Here is an 18,158-nt window from a genome sequence, read left to right as displayed (position 1 = left end):
CTGGGTCTGAAAGAACCACACCCCACCCCCCCCCCCCCCCCCCCCCCCCCCCCCCCCCCCCCCCCCCCTCCCCCCCCCCGCCGCACGGATTCCTCCGCCGGTGTGCGGCGGAACATCCGGGTCGCGGTGATCTCGCCGTGGATGGCCTCGCCCTCCGCGCTCGGCTGCGGCAGCCCCGGACGCAGGTGCTCCTCCACGCTGATGTACTTCAGACCGGCCCGCAGGTCCGCGTCGTTGCGCAAGCGGATGACCAGCGGGAACTCCGCGAGCGCGGTCGTGTCGAACAGACCGGTGGTGTAGAGCAGCTGGACGCCGAGGGCGTCCGACACGGCCCGCTGGAGCTCCAGGAGGTACGTGGCGTTGGCGCGGCCGATCGGGTTGTCGAGGAAGAGGGTGCCCGCGTGGCGGTGCTTGTCCCTGCCCCGGTCGTTGGAGCGCAGCGCGGCCATCGTGCAGTACAGCGCGATGGCGGCGGTGAGGAGCTGGCCGCCCGAGAACACGTCGCCCATCTGACCGACCGGGACGCGCTCGGCCCGCAGCACCGCGTCCGGCTTGAGGATCTCGACCGCGATGCCCCGCGGCTCCAGCGCCGCCTGAACACCCCGCAGCAGCAGGGACATCCCGTCCCGGCGCAGGTCGGAGTTCTTCTTGACGGCGGCGCGGGTCGCCTCGTCGACGACCTCCCCGAGACGCTCGGTCAGGGTGGCCTGGTCCGGTTCCTCGAAGCGGATGCGCAGGAACTCCTGCCCCGACCACTCGCCGAGCCCCTCGGGCAGCCGTGACAGGCGCTGCGCGGAACGGAGCGTGGTCAGCGCGGACTCGACCAGCCCACGGAGCCGGTCGACGATGGAGTCGCGGTTGCGCTCCAGCTGCTCCAGTTCGTCGGTGAGGACCCTGAGCCGGGGCGCGAACGCCTCGGCCCACTTCGCCGCGTGCTCGGGCAGCGCCGCCGCGGGCAGTTCGCGGATCTGCTGCCGGGCCGGGGTGCGGACCTGCTCGTAGCGGGTTGAGTTGGCGTGCCGGACGAGGATGTCACTGGCCTCCCGTACGGCGGCGTCCGCCGCGGAGAGCTCGGCGGCGCAGGCGCGCAGCGAGCGGCGGGCCTCGGCGGCGGTGTGCCGGGCCTCCTCCAGTGTCCCGGGGTACGTCTCCGGGCCGTCCTCCTCGTCCTCCGCGTGGTCGCGCAGCAGGTCGCGCAGGAGCGCCGCGGTCTCCTGGAATCCGCCCGCGGCGTCCTCCGCGGCGCGGTGGGCGCGCAGCAGGCCGGCGTGCGCGGTGCGGGCGGCTTCCAGGGCGTCGTTGCGGGCCGCGAGCTCGGAGGTCGCGGTACGGAGCAGGGTCTGGGCCTGCTCGGCGTCGACGGGGATCAGGTCCTCGGGCAGCTCGGTGTGTGCCTCGCCGTCCTCGGGTGCCAGTCGCTCGGCCTCGCCGCGGAGCCGGCCGAGCTTCTCGCTCGCCTCGGACGCACGGGTCTCCAGCATCTGCACCAGGGCCTCGGCGCGGGCCGCGGCGGCCTGGCGGGAGGGGCCGTCGGCGCCGTCGGTGGACTCCAGGAGCTGTTCGGCGCGGACGCGGACCTTGTTGGTGAGGCGGTTCAACTCGGCGAGGGCGGCGGATTCGTCGCTCTCGGCCCGGGCCTGCTCGGCGCGCAGGTCGGCGCCGACGCCGACCTTCTCGTAGAGCTGGGACGCGGCGCGGTAGGCCTCGCGGAGCGTGGGGAGCGCGGCGCGGGGCGCGGCCGGGTCGGCCTCGGGGAGCTGGTCGGGGGCGCCGGCGATCTCGGCACGCTCGGCGCGCAGCGCGCGGGCGGTGCGGTGGGCGTCGTCGGCGGCCCGCTGGGCGGCGCGGCGGTCCTCGTCGGCGGCGCGGGCGCGCTCCAGGCAGGTCTGGGCACGGGCCTCGGACTCGGCGGCCTCGTCGGCCAGTTCGCGGAGTTTGGCCTGCCAGGCGGACCGCTCGCGCAGCCGGAAGGCCAGGCCCGCGAGGGCGTCGGCGACCCGACGGGCGCGCTGGGCGGCCTCCTGCCGTTCGTCCCGTACGCGGGCGGCGTCGGCGGCGGCCTCGTCGGCCTCAACCCGTACCGTCCGTGCTTCGGCGAGCGTGGTGGCGGCCGCCTCCGCGGCCTCCCGCGCGGTGGCGGCGACGGCGGCCAGTTCGGCGATCATGCCGGGCGGGCAGTCGGCGCGCCACGATCCGATCCGGGCGGCGAGCGAACGGTCACCGGTGAGCCGGGCCGCGAGCGTACGGATCTCCTCGTCGCGGGCAGCGGCGCGGGCGCGCAGGGCGTGGCGCTCCTGGTCGGCGGCGTGCTCGTCGTGCATGGCCGGGTTCGGCGGGACGAGGAAGACGCCCGCGTCCTCGCCGGATTCGGGGCTGGGGACGGGAGCGAGCAGCGCGGCCGCGGTGCCGACGGCGACGGTCGAGCGCGGCAGCAGGGCGGCCGTGCTGAGCACCTCGCGGGCGCGTGCGTACGAGACCGGGTCGGTGATCACGACGCCGTCGACGAGCTCGGGGCGGGCGGCGAGCACGGCGGCGTGGTCGGCGGGGTCGACGGCCTGGGCGAGGTAGCGCCAGCCCGGGAGCGCCGGGATTCCCTGCTCGCCGAGGTACTCGACGGTGGCGAGGACGTCAGGGCCGGGCGGCAGCAGTCCGCCGTCGCCGAGGGCGCCGAGGATGCGGGAGTCGTCGGCGGCGGCGGTGCGCAGATCGAAGAGCTGACGCTCGGCCGAGGCGATGGACTGGTCGAGCAGCCGCCGCAGCTCGTCGGCGTACCGGTCGAACTCCGTGACGCTGAGGGGGCCGTGAGGCCCTTCGGGCCCGGCGTGACGGACCGGGCGGCCGGACGCGCCGACGAGCCCGAAGGCGGCGCCGGGCGCGGCGGCGGACGGGAGGCCCTGGCCGTCGTCCGGGCCGGAGGTCTCCTCCCCGGCGCCGGCCGTCCCGTGCGGCCGGCCGGAGGCTGCCGCTCCGGGACCCTCGGGCCCACGGGGATCGGAGCCCGGGCCCGCGGCCCCCTCCCCCGTGCGCTGGCCCGGAAGCGGGGCAGGCGGCTGCTGCGCCGGCAGGCTCAGGAGTTCGGCCAGGCGTTCCTCGGAGGCGAGGGACTCCGCCGCGCGGCGCTCGGCGTCGTAGGCGCTCTCGGCGGCCTCGGCCGCGTCCGCCGCGCGGGCGGCGGCCAGTTCGGCGCGGGACTCGGCGGCGGCGGCCTCACGGGCGTGGTCGGCGGCGCTCCGGGCGGCGTCGCGCGCCGCGTCCCAGGCGGCGACCGTGGTCTTCTCGGCGTCGCTCGCGGCGAGCGCGGCGCGCGCCGGGTCGGCGTCCGGGGCGGTGTCGTCGAGCCAGCCGGCCCGCACCGCTTCGGCGGTCTCCTGCTCGACCTCGGCGAGGCGCTGGCGCAGGTGGCCGGCCTCGCTGCGGGCGCGCTGGGCCTCGGTCGCCGCGGCGGTGGCGTCGCGGTGCGCGGTCTCCCCGGTCTCCTGGAGGGCGGCGGAGCGCTCCTCCTCCTCGGCGGCGTGCCGTTCGCCGTCCTCGGCGGCGGCGTGCAGGGCCCGTACGAGATCGGCGGCGGCCCTGGCACGCGCGGCGAGCGCGGGCGCGGCGTCGCGCTCGGCCTCGCGGATGGCGGCGGCCACGCGCGCGGAGCGGTCTCCTGCCGCGCGGTGGCGGAGCACGGCCTCGGTGGCCTGCCAGGCGGCGTGCAGGGTGCGGGCGTCGGAGAGTTCGCGACGCTGGGAGGCGGCGCCCTTCTCGGCGACGGTCAGGGCCAGGGAGGCGTGCCGGTAGGCCAGTTCTGCGGCGATGAGGGAGCTGCGGCCGCGGGCGGTCTCGGCCTCGGAGACGGCGTGCGCGGCGGAGGTGACCTGCTGGGCGAGTTCTGCGGCGCGGCCGCGTTCCTCCGTGGCGCGGGCGGAGAGGCGGCGGGCGAGCGTACGGGTGCGGCGCTCGGATCCGGCGTGGACGTCACGCGCGCGTGCCCGGGTCTCGGCGGCTTCGACGATGCGGCCGAGGAGGTCGACGGAGCCGGCGGTGAAGTCCCGTTCGGCGGTGAGCTCGGCGCGCCGGCCGAGCTTGTTGCCGAAGCCGGCGACGAGGTCGGCGAGGCCGTCGGTGTCCCGGGTGTCGGTGACGGCCCGCAGGAGCAGGTCGGTGAAGTCGGAGTCCTTCTTGACCGCGAAGAGGCCGGCGGCCTCACCCTCGTCGGCGTTCATCTCGCGCTGGTAGCGGAAGAGTTCGGGGTCGAGACCGAGGTCGCCGAGGTGCTCGTTCCAGCGGTCGTGGATCTCCTCCCAGTAGACCTCCAGGTGCGGGTACGCCTTGCCCGCCTCGGTGAGGGCGTCGCGGAAGCCCTTCATGGTGCGGCGTCGGCCCTGCGCTCCGGAGGCGCCCTCGACGGAGGGGCGCACGGCGGTGGACTCGGCGACCGGGAGGTTGTCCAGGCTCAGACCGGGCCCGGGGCGGAAGGAGTACCAGGCCTCGGCGAACTTCCGCGGGTCGTTGGAGACCTGGCGGCCGCGCCACTCGCTGGCCTTGCCGACGACGACGAGCTCGCCGGTGAGGGTGTGCTGCCACTCCAGGGCCACATGGCCGCAGTCGTCGGCGAGCAGGAACTTGCGAAGGACACCGGAGCTGGCGCCGCCGAGGGTGTTGCGGTGGCCGGGGAGCATGACCGAGAAGATCAGCTTGAGGAGGACGGACTTGCCGCCGCCGTTCTCCAGGAAGAGGACGCCGGCGGGCGCGGGGCGGCGCGGCGGGCCGACCGGCTCCTCCTCGAAGAATTCCGCCTGGGTGGGGGCGGGGTGGGGCACCGGGGCGCCGACTCCGCGCAGGTCCAGGACGGTGTCGGCGTAGCGCGCACCGGCGGGGCCGATGGAGTAGAGGCGGACCCGGGACAGCTCGTACATGGCGGCGGACTCTCGTCGTCTCGTTCGTGGATCAGGCGTGGAAGGGCAGGCCGGCGTCGGCGGCGAGCTCCAGGTCGTCGCCCTCGGGCGGCGGCAGGAGGGTCGCGGTGCCGTCGCTGACGGGGACGACGCCGAGGTCGAGGAGCTCGGCCATGGCGGCGCTGCCCGCCATGTCACGCACCTGGAGCTGGTAGCGCGCGGTGGTGCGGTAGGAGCCGCCGGCGTCGTCGCCGGTGCGCTGGAGGAATCCGGAGTCGGTGAGGAAGGCGACGGCCTTGCCGACGATGCCGGTGGTGGACCCGGCGAGGCGGCGGGCGTCCTTGGTGGCGCCGGTGGAGCTGCGGCGGGCGTAGATCCGCCAGGCGGCCTCCAGACCCGGGGCGTCGGAGGCGGGGTCGGTGTTCTCGCCCTGCTCCTCGGCGCGCTCCTCGAGGCGGCGGCAGGCCTGGCGTACGAAGGCGTCGACGCCGTTGACGGTGAGGCGGCCGATGTAGCCGTCGTCGGCGAGGTCCTCGGGGCGGGGGAAGGCCATGGCGGCGACGGCGAGGTGGGCGAGGCCGTGCAGGAAGCGGTCGGCGGAGTCGGTCGAGGCGCGGCGGGCGTAGTCGCCCATGCGGACGGCGAAGACGGAGTCCTCGCCGGCGGTGACGGCCATGCCCGCGCGCGGGGAGACCTCCAGGACGATGAGCCCGAGGCCGGTGGCGACGGCGTCGGCGAGGCGCGCGAAGGCGGGGTTCTCCCGGTAACGCCGAAGCAGTTCGGCGTACTCGGCGTCGCGGGCCGGCATCAGCTTGGGCTGGAGCCCGAACGAGACGAGCCGTGCGGCGTCGGCGGCGTCCGCCGGGGTGACGGCGGTGGGCGCGGCGGGGGTGTGCGAAGGCTCCGGCTCGCTCCACGCGTCGGTGTGCTCGGCGTGGTGTTCGCTCACGGCTGGGGCTCCTCGGTGCGGGTTGTCGGTGGTGCGCTGGGGTCGGGGGGCGTCAGGGGCAGGCGGACGGGTGTGACGCTCACAGCCGGCCGGCGGGCGGGGACGTCCGGGAGGTCGCCGGGCGCGTCGTCGACGGCCGTCAATCGGACGGCCCGCACGGAGGGCGCGGGGCTTCGACGGGCGGGTGCGGGCGCGGACACGACACCGACGGCCATCCGGCGGAGGGACGGCCCGGGCTGCGGGTCGGCCCGAGGGCCGTCCTGAGGGGCGGCCTGCGGGCTTCCCTCAGGGGCGGTCTGAGGGTCGGCCTGAGGAGCGGCCTGCGGGTCGGTCTGCGGGTCGGCCGAGGGAAGGGCTCCCTGACCGGCTTCCGCCGGGGCTTCGCCCTCAGTGGGGCGCTGCTCCGCAGCCGGCTCCTCGGTCCCGACCGCCGGCCGGGCGGGCGCTTCGCTTCCGCCCTCGAGCGGCGCCTCGCCCGGGGCCGGGTCCTCGCCCTCGGCCGACGAACCGCGCGGGCCCGCGGCTTCGCCCGGGGCCACGAGCCCGGTCGCCGGGGACGCGTCGGCCGGGGCCTCGGTCTCGCCCGTGGCGAGGGCCTCCGTCTCGGGCGGGGTCACGGGACCGGCCGCGATCGGGACGTCGGCGCGGGTCGAGGGCAGGCGCGCGGGGAGGGGCGTCGGATGTGGGTGGGTGTCCGCGGGCGTCGGGCCGGGGGCCGACCGGTCCGTGGTCATGAGGCCTCCGTACGGTCCGCCGCCATGCCGAGCGCGTCGAGCAGTGCCGTACCCACTATCAGGTCGGCGCCACCGAACTCCGGGTCGTCGAGCTGGGTGCCGTCGTCGACGGCGAAGAGCAGGCGCTCCTCGCCCTGGCGGTACGCGGTGCCGACCGGCGGGCTCGCGGCGTGGACGGCGAGGAGCGCGACCAGGTACGGCAGGTCGGGGTCGCGGCGGCGGGCGTCGGCGAGGAGGCCGGAGAGCCGGCGGGGCGCGTCGTGCTCCAGGTCGAGCAGCTCCATCGCGCTCGCCAGCTGCTCCTCGCTGAAGCGACTGTCGTCGGGCGTGGCGATCAGATCGGGCTCGGGCATCTCCGCGCCGAGGTGCTCCCGCTCGACCGGCGGCGTGAGCAGCATGTCGACGAGGTCGCCGACGCGCACGGAGGCGGGGGTGCGCAGGCCCGTGCCCCGGGCGAAGAAGGCGTCCGTGACCTTGATCGCCTGCTCCACGGGGAGCGGCAGGATCGGTGCGACGAGCTGCCCGTACAGATCTATCCCGGTGTACGAGGTGGGCGCGGCGAAGGCCTGCCTGTCCTGCTCGGCGCGGAAGAGCGGTCCGGCCTCCAGGAGACGGGACTGCAGCTGTGTATGGCGGCGGATGCAGTCCTTGACGATGTCGACGAGCTCGGCGGCGCGGCGCTTGTGCTCGGGCTCCTCGGCCTCGTCGCGGGCCTTGCGGATGTTGGTGAGGATCGCGTTCTCGTGGCGGTAGCGGTCGGCGACGTGGTCGAGCGCCTCGGCGATCATGTCCGGGACGGCCCGCAGCCAGTCCACCGCGCGCACGTTGCGCCGGGTGGCCTCCAGGGTCTTGCGGAGGGTCTCGGCGTACTGCACGGTCCGGTACCGCGCCTGCTCGGCGGCGAGCTGGGCGTCGGCGAGCCGCCCGCGGCTGATCAGCACCTCGAGCTTCACCTCGGCCGCGATCTGGGCGCTGGTGACGTCCGTGTCCAGGGCGCCCACGAGGACGTTGACCGCCTCGTCGGTCGTCCGGAGGTAGACGCCTCCGCCATAGCCGGGGACCTCTTCGATCAGCTTGAAGTCGTAGTCGCGGCGGGTATAGACGCCGTCGGCGCCGAAGGTGCCGTAGACCGCGCGGAAGCCGCGGTCGACGCTGCCGACGTTGATCAGGTTCTCCAGGACCCAGCGGGCGACCCGCTCGTGCTCGGCGGCCGGGCGGGCGGGCGCCTGGGCGGCGACGCGGGGCAGGAGACGGGCGACGATCTGCTCATGATCGGCGCCGGTGTCGAAGTCCATGGTGAGCGTGACGAGGTCGATGGCGGCGAGGGCGACCTCGGCCATCGCGTAGACCGAGTACTCGCCGGCCAGGTTCGCCTTGCGGGTGTCCAGGTCGTGCAGCGGCGCGGTGCACGCGAGCGCGCGGAGGCGCCGCGCGAGCCCTTCGTCGGCGGCCGGGCCCTGCGCGGGCCGCGGCCCCGCGCTGAGCTGGGGCGGAACGAGGTCCGTCGAGGCAGGCGAAGTCACGGTGCACAGATTAGGTCCTCGCACCGACAACGGTCGAAACGGCGCAGATGCGACCGCCCCGCTCAGGCCTCGGAGGACTCCGGCTCGTCGACCGCCTTCGCGTAGACCTCCACGATCCGGGTGCGGGAGTCGTCGAGATAGCGAGCCAGGAGGTGCTCCGCCGTCGCGCGTTCGCCGGCGAGCAGCGCTTCCAGAATCTCCCGGTTTCGTACGAGATAAGGCTCGTGCAGGCCGCGTGGATCGCCCACGACGTGGAAGGCGAGGCGGAGTTCGGCGAAGACGCTCCGCATCAGCTCGTCCGTGCGCGCGCTGCCGGCCAGGGCGACCAGTTCGCGGTGGAAGTGGATGTTGGCGGTGGACACGCCCTTCCAGTCCGCCGCGCGGGCCGCCCGCTCGCCCTCCTCGACGGCGGCGGCGAGGCCGCCGACGGCGAAGGGCGGCTGCCCCAGGTCGTGGACGACCGCGCATTCGACCAGGCGGCGGGTGCGGTAGATGTCGGCGACGTCCTCGACCGTGAGGACGCGGACGAAGACGCCCCGGTTGAGCCGGTGGACGAGCAGCCGCTCGTGGGTGAGCAGCCGGAACGCCTCGCGCAGGGTGTTGCGGGACACCCCCAGGGCTCCGCCGATGCTGTCCTCGGACAGCCGCGTGCCGGGCGGGAAGAAGCCCTCGGCGATGCGGGTGCGCAGGATGTCCGCCACCCGTTCCGCCGTGCTGGTCCGCCCGAGCAGCGCCCGGTCGTCCGCCAGTTCGTCGATCTCGCCCACTGCGCTTCGTTCCCTCCGTCGTCCGCGGCCGAGTCAATCGCAGGTACCCCCCGGACACAAGAACGTGACGACATACCTCTTGTCGGATCGTTCAACGATCCTCTACGTTGTCGACACCGCACGGTCCTTCGGTACGTCTCTCAGGCACGCTCCTCCCCCTCTGCGAGGTGCAGATGAGCACGACACAGACCCAGCAGCAGACCCAGGGCGAACGGCCCGACGACACGGGCGCGTTCGCCTGGCTGCGGGCCCTCGGGCCGCGCGGCCGCCGCGCCTTCGGCGGCGCGTTCGGCGGATACGCCCTGGACTCCTACGACTTCTTCACCCTGCCGCTCTCGATGGTGGCCATCGCCGCCTACTTCAGCCTCGACAAGGGCCAGACCGGCCTGCTGACGACGGTCACCCTGGTCGTCTCGGCGATCGGCGGCGCGCTGGCCGGCATCCTCGCCGACCGGATCGGGCGGGTGAAGGCGCTGATGATCACGGTCATCACCTACGCCCTGTTCACCGTGTTGTGCGGCTTCGCGCCCAACTACGAGACCCTGCTGGTCTTCCGGGCCCTCCAGGGCCTCGGGTTCGGCGGCGAGTGGGCCGTCGGCGCGATCCTGGTCGCGGAGTACGCCTCCGCCAAGCACCGGGGCCGTACCCTCGGCGGCATCCAGAGCGCCTGGGCGGCCGGCTGGGCGCTCGCGGTGATCGTCTACACCCTGGTCTTCCAGTTCGTCGACGCCGACCTCGCCTGGCGCGTCATGTTCTGGACGGGCGCCCTGCCGGCGCTCCTCGTGGTGTACGTGCGGCGGAACGTCGAGGACGCCCCGCAGGCCGCCGAGATCCGGCGCGCCTCCACCGAACGCGGCTCGTTCACCACCGTCTTCAAGCCGCCGCTGCTGCGCACCACGCTCTTCGCGGTGCTCCTGTCGACCGGGGTCCAGGGCGGCTACTACACGCTCGCCACCTGGGTCCCGACCTTCCTGAAGACCGAACGCGGTCTCACGGTGGTCGGCACCGGCGGCTATCTGACCTTCCTGATCTCCGGGGCCTTCATCGGCTATCTGACCGGGGGTTACCTCACGGACCGGCTCGGCCGGAAGAAGAACATCGCGCTCTTCGCCGCGCTGTCCGCGCTGTCCGTCCTCTCCTACACGAACATCCCCGCCGGGGCGAACACCCTCCTGCTGGTCCTCGGGTTCCCGCTCGGCTTCTGCATGTCGGCCATCTTCAGCGGCTTCGGCTCCTTCCTCGCCGAGCTGTACCCGACGGCGGTCCGGGGCACGGGGCAGGGCTTCACGTACAACACCGGGCGCGCGGTGGGCGCCGTCTTCCCCACGCTGGTGGGCTTCCTCGCCGAGAGCTGGGGCGTCGGCGGCGCGCTGGTCTTCGGGGCGATCGGCTACGGCCTCGCGGTGCTCGCGCTCCTCGGGCTGCCGGAGACCCGCGGAAAGGAACTGGTATGACGTCCTCCGCAGTGCTCGACCCGCGGGTGGCACGCGCGCGTGCCCGTGCGGGATCGACCGCCCCGACGGCCGGCTGGGCCCCGGGCCACGCTCAGGCCAATCTCATCTCGGTGCCCGCGGACTGGGCGTACGACGTGCTGCTGTTCTGCACCCGCAACCCCAAGCCGTGCCCCGTCCTGGACGTCACCGACGTCGGGTCGTGGACCACGGAGCTCGCCTCCGGCGCCGATCTCAGGACGGACCTCCCGCGTTACCGCGTGTGGGAGCACGGGCGACTCGTCGACGAGCCGACCGAGGTGACCCCGTACTGGCGGGGCGATCTGGTCTCGTTCCTCATCGGATGCAGCTTCACCTTCGAGGGCCTGCTCGCGGAGGCGGGGGTGCCGCTGCGCCATGTCGAGCAGGGCCGCAACGTGTCCATGTACGTCACCGACCGGGCGTGCCGTCCCGCCGGGCGGCTGCACGGGCCGATGGTGGTCTCGATGCGCCCGGTGCCGGCGGACCTCGTACCCACGGCGCGGCGGCTCAGCGGACTGCTGCCCGCCGTGCACGGGGCACCCGTCCACGTGGGTGATCCGGCGGCACTGGGCATCGGCGACCTGGACCGCCCGGACTTCGGGGACGCGGTCGCGGCGGAACCCGGGGACGTGCCGGTCTTCTGGGCGTGCGGGGTCACCCCCCAGGCCGCCGTGATGGCTTCGCGCCCGCCGTTCGCGATCACCCACGCACCGGGGCGGATGCTCGTCACCGATGTACGCGACACCGAGTACCGCGTCGCGGCCTGATCTCCTCGCACCCGCCGCACGCCTTCAGCCGCACCACCGCACCACCGCACCTCCCGGGAAGGAAGGAAGAGCCACCATGACCTGGGCCTCGATCGATCTCAACGCCGACCTCGGAGAGGGCTTCGGCCGCTGGACGCTGACCGACGACGAGGAGCTGCTCTCCGTGGTCACCAGCGCCAACGTGGCCTGCGGCTTCCATGCCGGGGACGCGGTCACCATGCGTCGGGTCTGCGAGCTGGCGGCCGCGCGGGGCGTACGGATCGGGGCCCAGGTCTCGTACCGGGACCTGGCCGGCTTCGGCCGGCGCTCCATGGACGTGCCCGCCGACGAGCTGGCGGCCGAGGTCGCCTACCAGATCGGCGCGCTCGGCGCCTTCGCCCGGGCCGCCGGTTCGGTGGTCTCGTACGTCAAGCCGCACGGCGCCCTGTACAACCGGGTGGTCCGCGACGAGGAGCAGGCCGCCGCCGTCGTCGACGGCGTGCTCCTGGCGGGCGGCGCGCTTCCCGTGCTCGGCCTTCCCGGCTCTCGGCTCCACGAGGCCGCCGAGAAGGCGGGGCTGCCCGTCGTCGCCGAGGCGTTCGGCGACCGGGCGTACCGGGCGGACGGCTCCCTGCTGCCACGGGGGCAGGAGGGGGCCGTCGTCACCGACCCGGCGGAGGTCGTCGAGCGATCGCTGTCCATGGCGCGCTTCGGGGTCGTGACCGCGCACTGCGGGCGGTCCGTCGCCGTACGGGCGCGGTCGCTCTGCCTGCACGGTGACACCCCGGGCGCGGTGGTTCTCGCCCGGCGGGTGCGCGCCCAGCTGGAGGCGAGCGGTGTGCGGGTGGAGGCGTTCGCATGAAGGCGCGGCGGGTGTTCCGGGTGGGCGAGCGGGCGCTGCTCGTCGAGCTGGCGAGCGGGACGGAGACGGAGGCGTTCCACGCCGAGCTGCTGCGCCGGCGGGCGGGCGGCTCGCTGCCCTCCGTACGGGAGATCGTGCCGGCGGCGCGGACGGTGCTGCTCGACGGAGTCGACGCGCCCGATCTGCTGGCCGGACAGCTGCGGGAGTGGACGATTCCGCCGCTCCACGCGCGCGTGGAGCGGGCCGTCGAGGTACCGGTCCGCTACGACGGTCCCGATCTGGCCGAAGTCGCCGCGCTGTGGGGAGTGTCCGTGGAGACGGCGGTCCGGATTCATTCCGGCACCGAGTTCCGGGTCGCCTTCTGCGGGTTCGCGCCGGGCTTCGGCTATCTGACCGGGCTCGGCGAGCAGTACCAGGTGCCGCGCCGGGCCACCCCGCGCACGGCCGTGCCGGCCGGGTCGGTGGCGCTGGCGGGGCCGTACACGGGCGTGTACCCGCGTTCCTCACCCGGCGGCTGGCAGCTCATCGGCTCGACGGACGCGGTGCTGTGGGACGCGGACCGTGAGCCCGCCGCGCTTCTGACGCCTGGCTCCCGGGTGCGTTTCGTGGTCGAGAACCCGAAAAAAGGCGTGAAGAGCACGAAGAGCGTGGAGAGCCGGTGACCGATCGTGCTGTCGCCGTCGTACGGGCCGGGGCGCTGACGACCGTGCAGGACCTGGGGCGGACCGGACACGCGCATCTGGGGGTGCCCCGCTCGGGGGCGCTGGACCCGGGGGCGGCGCGTCTCGTGAACCGGCTGATCGGCAATCCCGAGGGTGCGGCCGTCCTTGAGACCACGGTCAACGGGTGCGCGGTGCGGCCCCGGTGCGCGGTGACCGTCGGGGTGGGCGGCGCGCCGTGCCCGGTCTCCGTCGCCGGGCGACCGGCCGCCTGGGGCACGGCGGTACGTGTCCCCGCCGGGGCGCTCCTCGAGATCGGTCCGGCGGTGCGCGGCCTGCGGACGTACGTGGGGTTCGGCGGCGGGATCGCCGTCGACCCCGTCCTCGGCAGCCGCGCCACCGACCTGCTGTCCGGCCTCGGCCCGGCGCCGCTGGCCGACGGGACGGTGCTGCCGCTGGGCGTGGAATCGGCCGTACGGGGGTCGGTCGACGCGCCGCCCTGGCCGGGCCCGCCGGACGAACTGGTCCTGCGGGTCCGGCTCGGTCCGCGTCACGGCTGGTTCACCGGTGCGGCGCTCCGTACCTTCGCCACGCGCGCGTACCGCGTCTCGCCGTCGAGCAACCGGATCGGCCTGCGCACCGAGGGCCCGTCGCTGGAGCGGGCCCTCACCGGCGAGCTTCCCAGCGAGGGCATGGTCCTCGGCGCGGTGCAGGTGCCGCCGGACGGACGGCCGGTGGTCTTCCTCGCGGACCATCCGACGACGGGCGGCTATCCGGTGGTGGCGGTGGTACGGGAGTCCGACCTGGCGGCGGCGGCGCAGGCGGTGCCGGGGACCGCGGTGCGGTTCGTGCCCGTGGGTTAGGGGGCGTCCGGCGGGCCTGGGCGGGGGCGCGTGCGCGCTCGTGGTCCGGTCAGGGCCGGGCGGGGCCGTAGCCTCCGCCGCCCGGGGTCCGCAGGACCAGGACGTCGTCCGGGCCCACCTCGGCCGTGTCGACGCCGCCGAGGTGCTCGACGGTGCCGTCGGCGCGTTCGACCAGGTTCTCTCCCAGGAGCCCGGGCCGCCCGCCCGCCATGCCGTAGGGCGGGACCCTGCGGTGGCCGGTGAGCAGGGTCACGGTCATCGGTTCCAGGAAGCGGATGCGGCGTTCGACGCCGTTGCCGCCGTGCCATCGGCCGGTCCCGCCGCTGTCCGGGCGTACGGCGAAGGAGTCCACCCGGACCGGGTGGCGCCACTCCAGGATCTCGGGGTCGGTGAGCCGGGAGTTGGTCATGTGGGTCTGGACGGCGTCGGCCCCGTCGAACCCGTCCCCCGCGCCGGAGCCGCTCGCGACCGTCTCGTAGTACTGCACGCGCGCGTTGCCGAACGTCACGTTGTTCATGGTGCCCGAGCCCTCGGCCTGGACGCCGAGAGCCGCGTACAGGGCGCCGGTCACCGCCTGGGAGGTCTCCACGTTTCCGGCGACCGTGGCCGCCGGAAAGGCGGGGGCGAGCATGGAGCCGGGCGGCACGCGGATCTCCAGGGGTTCCAGGCAGCCGCTGTTGAGGGGGATGTCGTCGTCGACCAGGGTGCGGAAGACGTACAGGACGGCGGCCGTCACGACGGAGGTCGGCGCGTTGGCGTTGCCCGGCTGCTGCGGGGAGGTTCCGGTGAAGTCGATGACGGCTGAGCGCCGTTCGCGGTCGACGCGGACCGCCACCTGGACGATCGCGCCGCCGTCGGTCTCGTAGCGGTACGAGCCGTCCCCGAGGCCGGCCAGGATCCGGCGTACGGACTCCTCTGCGTTGGCGCGGACGTGCCGCATGTAGGCGTGGACGACGTCGAGGCCGAACTGGTCGACCATGGCGCGCAGTTCCTCGATGCCCTTCTCGTTGGCGGCGATCTGGGCGCGCAGGTCGGCGAGGTTGGTGTCCGGGTCCCGGGAGGGGTGGCACGCACCGGTCAGCAGGGCCCGTGTCTCCTCCTCGCGCAGCCGCCCGTCCCGTACGAGCAGCCAGTTGTCGAAGAGGACGCCCTCCTCGTGGACGGTCCGGCTGAACGCCGGCATGGAGCCCGGGGTGATGCCGCCGATCTCGGCGTGATGCCCGCGCGAGGCGACGAGGAAGAGGAGCGCGTCACCGGCGTCGTCGAAGACCGGTGTCACGACCGTGACGTCCGGCAGGTGGGTGCCGCCGTGGTAGGGATCGTTGATCGCGTAGACGTCGCCGGGCTCGATCGAGTCCCTGCCCCGCCGCAGCACCTCCTTGATGGCCTCGCCCATGGAACCGAGGTGGACCGGGATGTGGGGCGCGTTGGCGATGAGGTTGCCCTCGGCGTCGAACAGGGCGCAGGAGAAGTCGAGTCGCTCCTTGATGTTGACGGAGTGGGCGGTGTTCTCCAGGCGGACGCCCATCTGCTCGGCGATCGACATGAAGAGGTTGTTGAAGACCTCCAGGAGGACCGGGTCGACGTCCGTGCCGACCGCGACGCGCGCGGGGCGGGGCCGTGCGCGGGTGAGGACCAGGTGTCCCCCGTCGCCGCCCGTGACCTGCCAGCCGGGGTCGACGACGGTGGTGGCGTCGGCCTCGGCGAGGACGGCGGGGCCGGTGACCGTGTCGCCGGGGCGTAGGTCCTCACGCCGGTACAGCGGGGTGTCCTTCGCGGCGCCGGACGCGGTGGCGCCGGCGGGGTCGGTGGGGTCGGTGGCGCGGCCGGGGTCGAAGGCTCCGGCCGGGTCGGAGCCGCGGCCGGGGCCCGGACGGGCGCCCGATCGGGAGCCGCCGCGGGGTTCGGGGGCGAGGGAGGGCCCGGCGGCGTACATCCGTACCGTCGCCCGCGGTGCGAGAGCGCCGTCCCGTGCACCCGTCTCGACGGCCACCGGACCGTGCGGACCGGCAGTGCCCACGGCCTCCACGGAGACGGCCTCCACGACGAGCGGCTTCTCCATGGTGAAGGCGTACCGAGCGCGATGAAGGGCCGTGAACGCGCGCGCCATCTTCTCGGCGCCGTCCAGGTCGACCTGGAGGCTCGCGTCCGTGCCGGCGTAGCGCAGCAGCACGCGCGCGTGGGTGGTGATCGCGGAGTCGGGCAGCCCGTCGGCGCGCAGCTCCTCCCTGGTCCTCCGGGCGAGTTCGGCGCACAGCTCCGTCACGCGCGCGTACGTCCCGGGCGCGTCGAGCTCCGCCTCCACCGACCGCTCGCGCATGGCGGTGGCGTCGGCGAGGCCTATGCCGTACGCGGAGAGCACGCCGGCCAGCGGTGGTACGAGGACGGTGTCGACGCCCAGGGCGTCGGCGACCGCGCAGGCGTGCTGGCCGCCGGCGCCACCGAAGCTGGTGAGGGCGTAGCGGGTGATGTCGTGGCCACGCTGGACGGAGATCTTCTTGACGGCGTTGGCCATGTTGAGCACTGCGATCTCCAGGAAGCCGGCGGCGACCTCCTCGGGTGTGCGTCCGCCGCCGATCTCCGCGGCGAGGGCGGTGAACTTCTCGCGTACGACGGCGGGGTCGAGCGGCTGGTCGCCGTCCGGCCCGAAGACGGCCGGGAAGTGGTCGGGCTGGACGCGGCCGAGCATCACGTTGGCGTCCGTGACGGTGAGCGGTCCGCCTCGGCGGTAGCAGGCGGGGCCCGGAACGGCGCCGGCCGAGTCGGGGCCGACGCGGTAGCGCCGGCCGTCGTAGTGGAGGACGGAGCCTCCGCCCGCGGCGACGGTGTGGATGTGCATCATCGGGGCCCGCATCCGCACGCCGGCGACCTGTGTACCCAGTTCACGCTCGAACTCGCCCGCGTAGTGCGACACATCGGTGGACGTGCCGCCCATGTCGAAGCCGATGACACGGTCGAACCCCGCCTGCTCCGAGGTGCGGGCCATCCCCACGACGCCGCCGGCCGGTCCGGACAGGACGGCGTCCTTGCCCCGGAAGCGGGCTGCCTCGCGCAGGCCGCCGTTGGACTGCATGAACATCAGCCGGATCCCCGCGAGGTCGCGGGCCACCTCGTCCACGTACCGGCGCAGGATCGGGGAGAGGTAGGCGTCGACGACGGTGGTGTCGCCGCGGGGCACGAGCTTGATGAGCGGGCTGACCTCGTGGGAGCAACTGACCTGGGTGAAGCCGAGCGCGCGGGCACGGTCGCCGATCCGGGTCTCATGGGCGGGACAGCGGTAGCCGTGCATGAGGACGACCGCCGCGGAGCGGTAGCCGTCGCGGTGAGCCGCCCGCAGCTCCTCGGCGACGGCCTCCTCGTCGAGCGGTCTGACGACGCGGCCGTGGGCGTCGACCCGCTCGGGAACCTCGATCACCCGCTCGTGGACGGCCTCGGGGAGCACGATGTGGCGGTCGAAGAGCCGGGGCCGGTTCTGGTAGGCGATCCGCAGGGCGTCGCGGAAGCCCTCGGTGACGAGGAGCACGGTCGGCTCGCCGCGCCGCTCCAGGAGGGCGTTGGTGGCGACGGTGGTGCCCATCTTGACGACGTCGATCCGGTCGGCGGGGACCGGCTCGTCGGGCGCGAGCCCGAGGAGGAGGCGGATTCCCGCGACGGCGGCGTCCTGGGGGCGGGCCGGGTCGTGCGAGAGGAGCTTGCGGGTGACGAGCCGCCCGTCGGGCCGTCGGCCCACGATGTCGGTGAAGGTTCCGCCGCGGTCGATCCAGAACTCCCAGCGCCCGGTCATTCCCCCATTGTGGCCACCGGGGCGTCCAGGGACACCGCCGCGAGCGCGGCGGACAGGGCCTGTTCGGCCCGCCGGTCGAGCCGGGAGGCGGTGCCGCCCGCCCAGTGCCGCAGCTCGGCGCCGGCCAGGCGCAGCAACTGGGGCAACAGGTCGTGGCAGCGCCGGGCGACCCAGCCGGTGCCGGCGGTGGCGAGCCAGAGCAGCGCCTCCGTACGGGTCGGCGGGGGCTGCTCGGGGTCGGGCGAGGGAGCCCCGCCATGGGCGAGACCACGGGCGGTCAGGAGGGCGTGGAATCGTGCGGCGACGGCCCGGTGGCCGCGCTCGCCGGGGTGGAGCCGGTCGGCGCTCCACAGGGACCGGTCGTCGGTCCAGAGCGGGTCGGCGAGGTGGAGATGGACGGCGTCGTAGCGGGCGGACACGGCGTGGACGAGCGCGTTGACGGCTTTCTGGCGGCGGGCGAGCGGCCTTGCGAGGGGCCCGGGGAGGCCGAGCATCCGGCCGGGGTCGGGCAGACAGGCGGTGAGGAGTACGGCTCCGCTCGCGGTGAGGTCCGCGCAGACCCCGTCGAGACGGCGGGCGAGCCGGGCGATGTCGAAGGTGTGGCGCAGGGTGTCGTTGACCCCGACGACGACGGAGGCGAGATCCGGCCGGAACGCCACGGCCTCCGGTGCCTGCTGCTCGGCGACCTCACGGCTCTGGGCGCCGCTGACGGCGAAGTTCCGGAACTCGACGCGCTGCGCGGGACCGGCGAGGCCCTCGGCCAGCAGCGCGGCCCACCCCCGCCAGTCACCGTCGACGGGGTCGCCGACACCCTCGCTGAGGGAGTCCCCCAGAACGGCGAAGCGGAGGACGGACGCGGTGGCGGAGGACGGCGGCGGGGCATCGGCGCGCGTGACCGGGAGGGTGCTCAGGCAGGCGT

The 18,158-nt window shown here is 74.7% G+C and carries 11 protein-coding genes and 1 pseudogene; 5 read left to right on the top strand and 7 right to left on the bottom strand.

Translation table 11 applies throughout. The features are described 5' to 3' along the window. The 5 genes from ACZ4VW_RS27955 to ACZ4VW_RS27935 form a co-directional block, all read right to left on the bottom strand. Nucleotides 1-4,901 (bottom strand): hypothetical protein (locus ACZ4VW_RS27955; RefSeq protein WP_467967076.1); only part of this gene is annotated, 4,901 nt, incomplete at its 3' end. Nucleotides 4,902-4,932: 31 nt separating this feature from the next. Further along, on the bottom strand, nt 4,933-5,829 hold the full coding sequence (locus ACZ4VW_RS27950; RefSeq protein WP_467967074.1) for a hypothetical protein: 897 nt from the start codon (nt 5,827-5,829) through the stop codon (nt 4,933-4,935). Further along, nucleotides 5,826-6,563: a hypothetical protein gene (locus tag ACZ4VW_RS27945; protein ID WP_467967072.1), complete on the bottom strand. Its 738-nt coding sequence runs from the start codon at nt 6,561-6,563 to the stop codon at nt 5,826-5,828. The genes ACZ4VW_RS27950 and ACZ4VW_RS27945 overlap by 4 nt, the downstream gene beginning before the upstream one ends. Further along, on the bottom strand, nt 6,560-8,086 hold the full coding sequence (locus tag ACZ4VW_RS27940; protein WP_467967071.1) for a hypothetical protein: 1,527 nt from the start codon (nt 8,084-8,086) through the stop codon (nt 6,560-6,562). The genes ACZ4VW_RS27945 and ACZ4VW_RS27940 overlap by 4 nt, the downstream gene beginning before the upstream one ends. Before the next feature lie 62 nt (nt 8,087-8,148). Next, a complete protein-coding gene (locus ACZ4VW_RS27935) occupies nt 8,149-8,853 on the bottom strand; it encodes a GntR family transcriptional regulator (RefSeq protein WP_467967069.1) in 705 nt (234 codons plus the stop codon). 173 nt (nt 8,854-9,026) lie between these two features. Between ACZ4VW_RS27935 and ACZ4VW_RS27930 the strand changes: the two genes are divergently transcribed. The 5 genes from ACZ4VW_RS27930 (at nt 9,027) to ACZ4VW_RS27910 (ending at nt 13,455) form a co-directional block, all read left to right on the top strand. After that, nucleotides 9,027-10,307 (top strand): MFS transporter, encoded by a 1,281-nt coding sequence (locus ACZ4VW_RS27930; RefSeq protein ID WP_467967067.1) that lies wholly within the window; start codon nt 9,027-9,029, stop codon nt 10,305-10,307. Further along, nucleotides 10,304-11,092, top strand: a complete 789-nt coding sequence (locus ACZ4VW_RS27925; RefSeq protein WP_467967065.1) for a putative hydro-lyase — start codon at nt 10,304-10,306, stop codon at nt 11,090-11,092. Before ACZ4VW_RS27930 ends, ACZ4VW_RS27925 begins: the two co-directional genes overlap by 4 nt. Nucleotides 11,093-11,168: 76 nt before the next feature. Further along, complete coding sequence (locus ACZ4VW_RS27920; RefSeq protein WP_467967063.1) at nt 11,169-11,933, top strand: LamB/YcsF family protein; 765 nt, start codon at nt 11,169-11,171, stop codon at nt 11,931-11,933. Next, the gene (gene pxpB / locus ACZ4VW_RS27915) at nt 11,930-12,595 is read left to right on the top strand and encodes a 5-oxoprolinase subunit PxpB (RefSeq protein ID WP_467967061.1); all 666 of its coding nucleotides are present in this window, start codon (nt 11,930-11,932) and stop codon (nt 12,593-12,595) included. The genes ACZ4VW_RS27920 and pxpB overlap by 4 nt, the downstream gene beginning before the upstream one ends. Next, entirely contained in the window at nt 12,592-13,455 is an 864-nt protein-coding gene (locus ACZ4VW_RS27910; protein WP_467967059.1) for a 5-oxoprolinase subunit C family protein, read from the top strand. The genes pxpB and ACZ4VW_RS27910 overlap by 4 nt, the downstream gene beginning before the upstream one ends. A 49-nt stretch (nt 13,456-13,504) precedes the next feature. Here the strand turns inward: ACZ4VW_RS27910 and ACZ4VW_RS27905 are convergent, their stop codons facing one another. Continuing rightward, entirely contained in the window at nt 13,505-17,239 is a 3,735-nt protein-coding gene (locus ACZ4VW_RS27905; RefSeq protein WP_467967057.1) for a hydantoinase B/oxoprolinase family protein, read from the bottom strand. Beyond that, a pseudogene (locus tag ACZ4VW_RS27900) lies at nt 17,236-18,087 on the bottom strand (SGNH/GDSL hydrolase family protein); the annotation flags it as partial. The pseudogene ACZ4VW_RS27900 and the gene ACZ4VW_RS27905, both read right to left, overlap by 4 nt. Nucleotides 18,088-18,158: the final 71 nt, after the last annotated feature.

The sequence above is a fragment of the Streptomyces sp. NPDC029139 genome, from assembly GCF_055564335.1.
Note: the sequence above shows the minus strand (reverse complement) of the source record. Positions and strands in the feature narration are given on the sequence as shown.

What these genes read in the sequence shown, in the direction of transcription:
- ACZ4VW_RS27920 (WP_467967063.1), top strand. Translation starts at nt 11,169, where the DNA reads ATGACCTGGGCCTCGATCGATCTCAACGCCGACCTCGGAGAGGGCTTC.
- ACZ4VW_RS27925 (WP_467967065.1), top strand. Translation starts at nt 10,304, where the DNA reads ATGACGTCCTCCGCAGTGCTCGACCCGCGGGTGGCACGCGCGCGTGCC.
- ACZ4VW_RS27945 (WP_467967072.1), bottom strand. Translation starts at nt 6,563, where the DNA reads ATGACCACGGACCGGTCGGCCCCCGGCCCGACGCCCGCGGACACCCAC.
- ACZ4VW_RS27930 (WP_467967067.1), top strand. Translation starts at nt 9,027, where the DNA reads ATGAGCACGACACAGACCCAGCAGCAGACCCAGGGCGAACGGCCCGAC.
- ACZ4VW_RS27905 (WP_467967057.1), bottom strand. Translation starts at nt 17,239, where the DNA reads ATGACCGGGCGCTGGGAGTTCTGGATCGACCGCGGCGGAACCTTCACC.
- pxpB (WP_467967061.1), top strand. Translation starts at nt 11,930, where the DNA reads ATGAAGGCGCGGCGGGTGTTCCGGGTGGGCGAGCGGGCGCTGCTCGTC.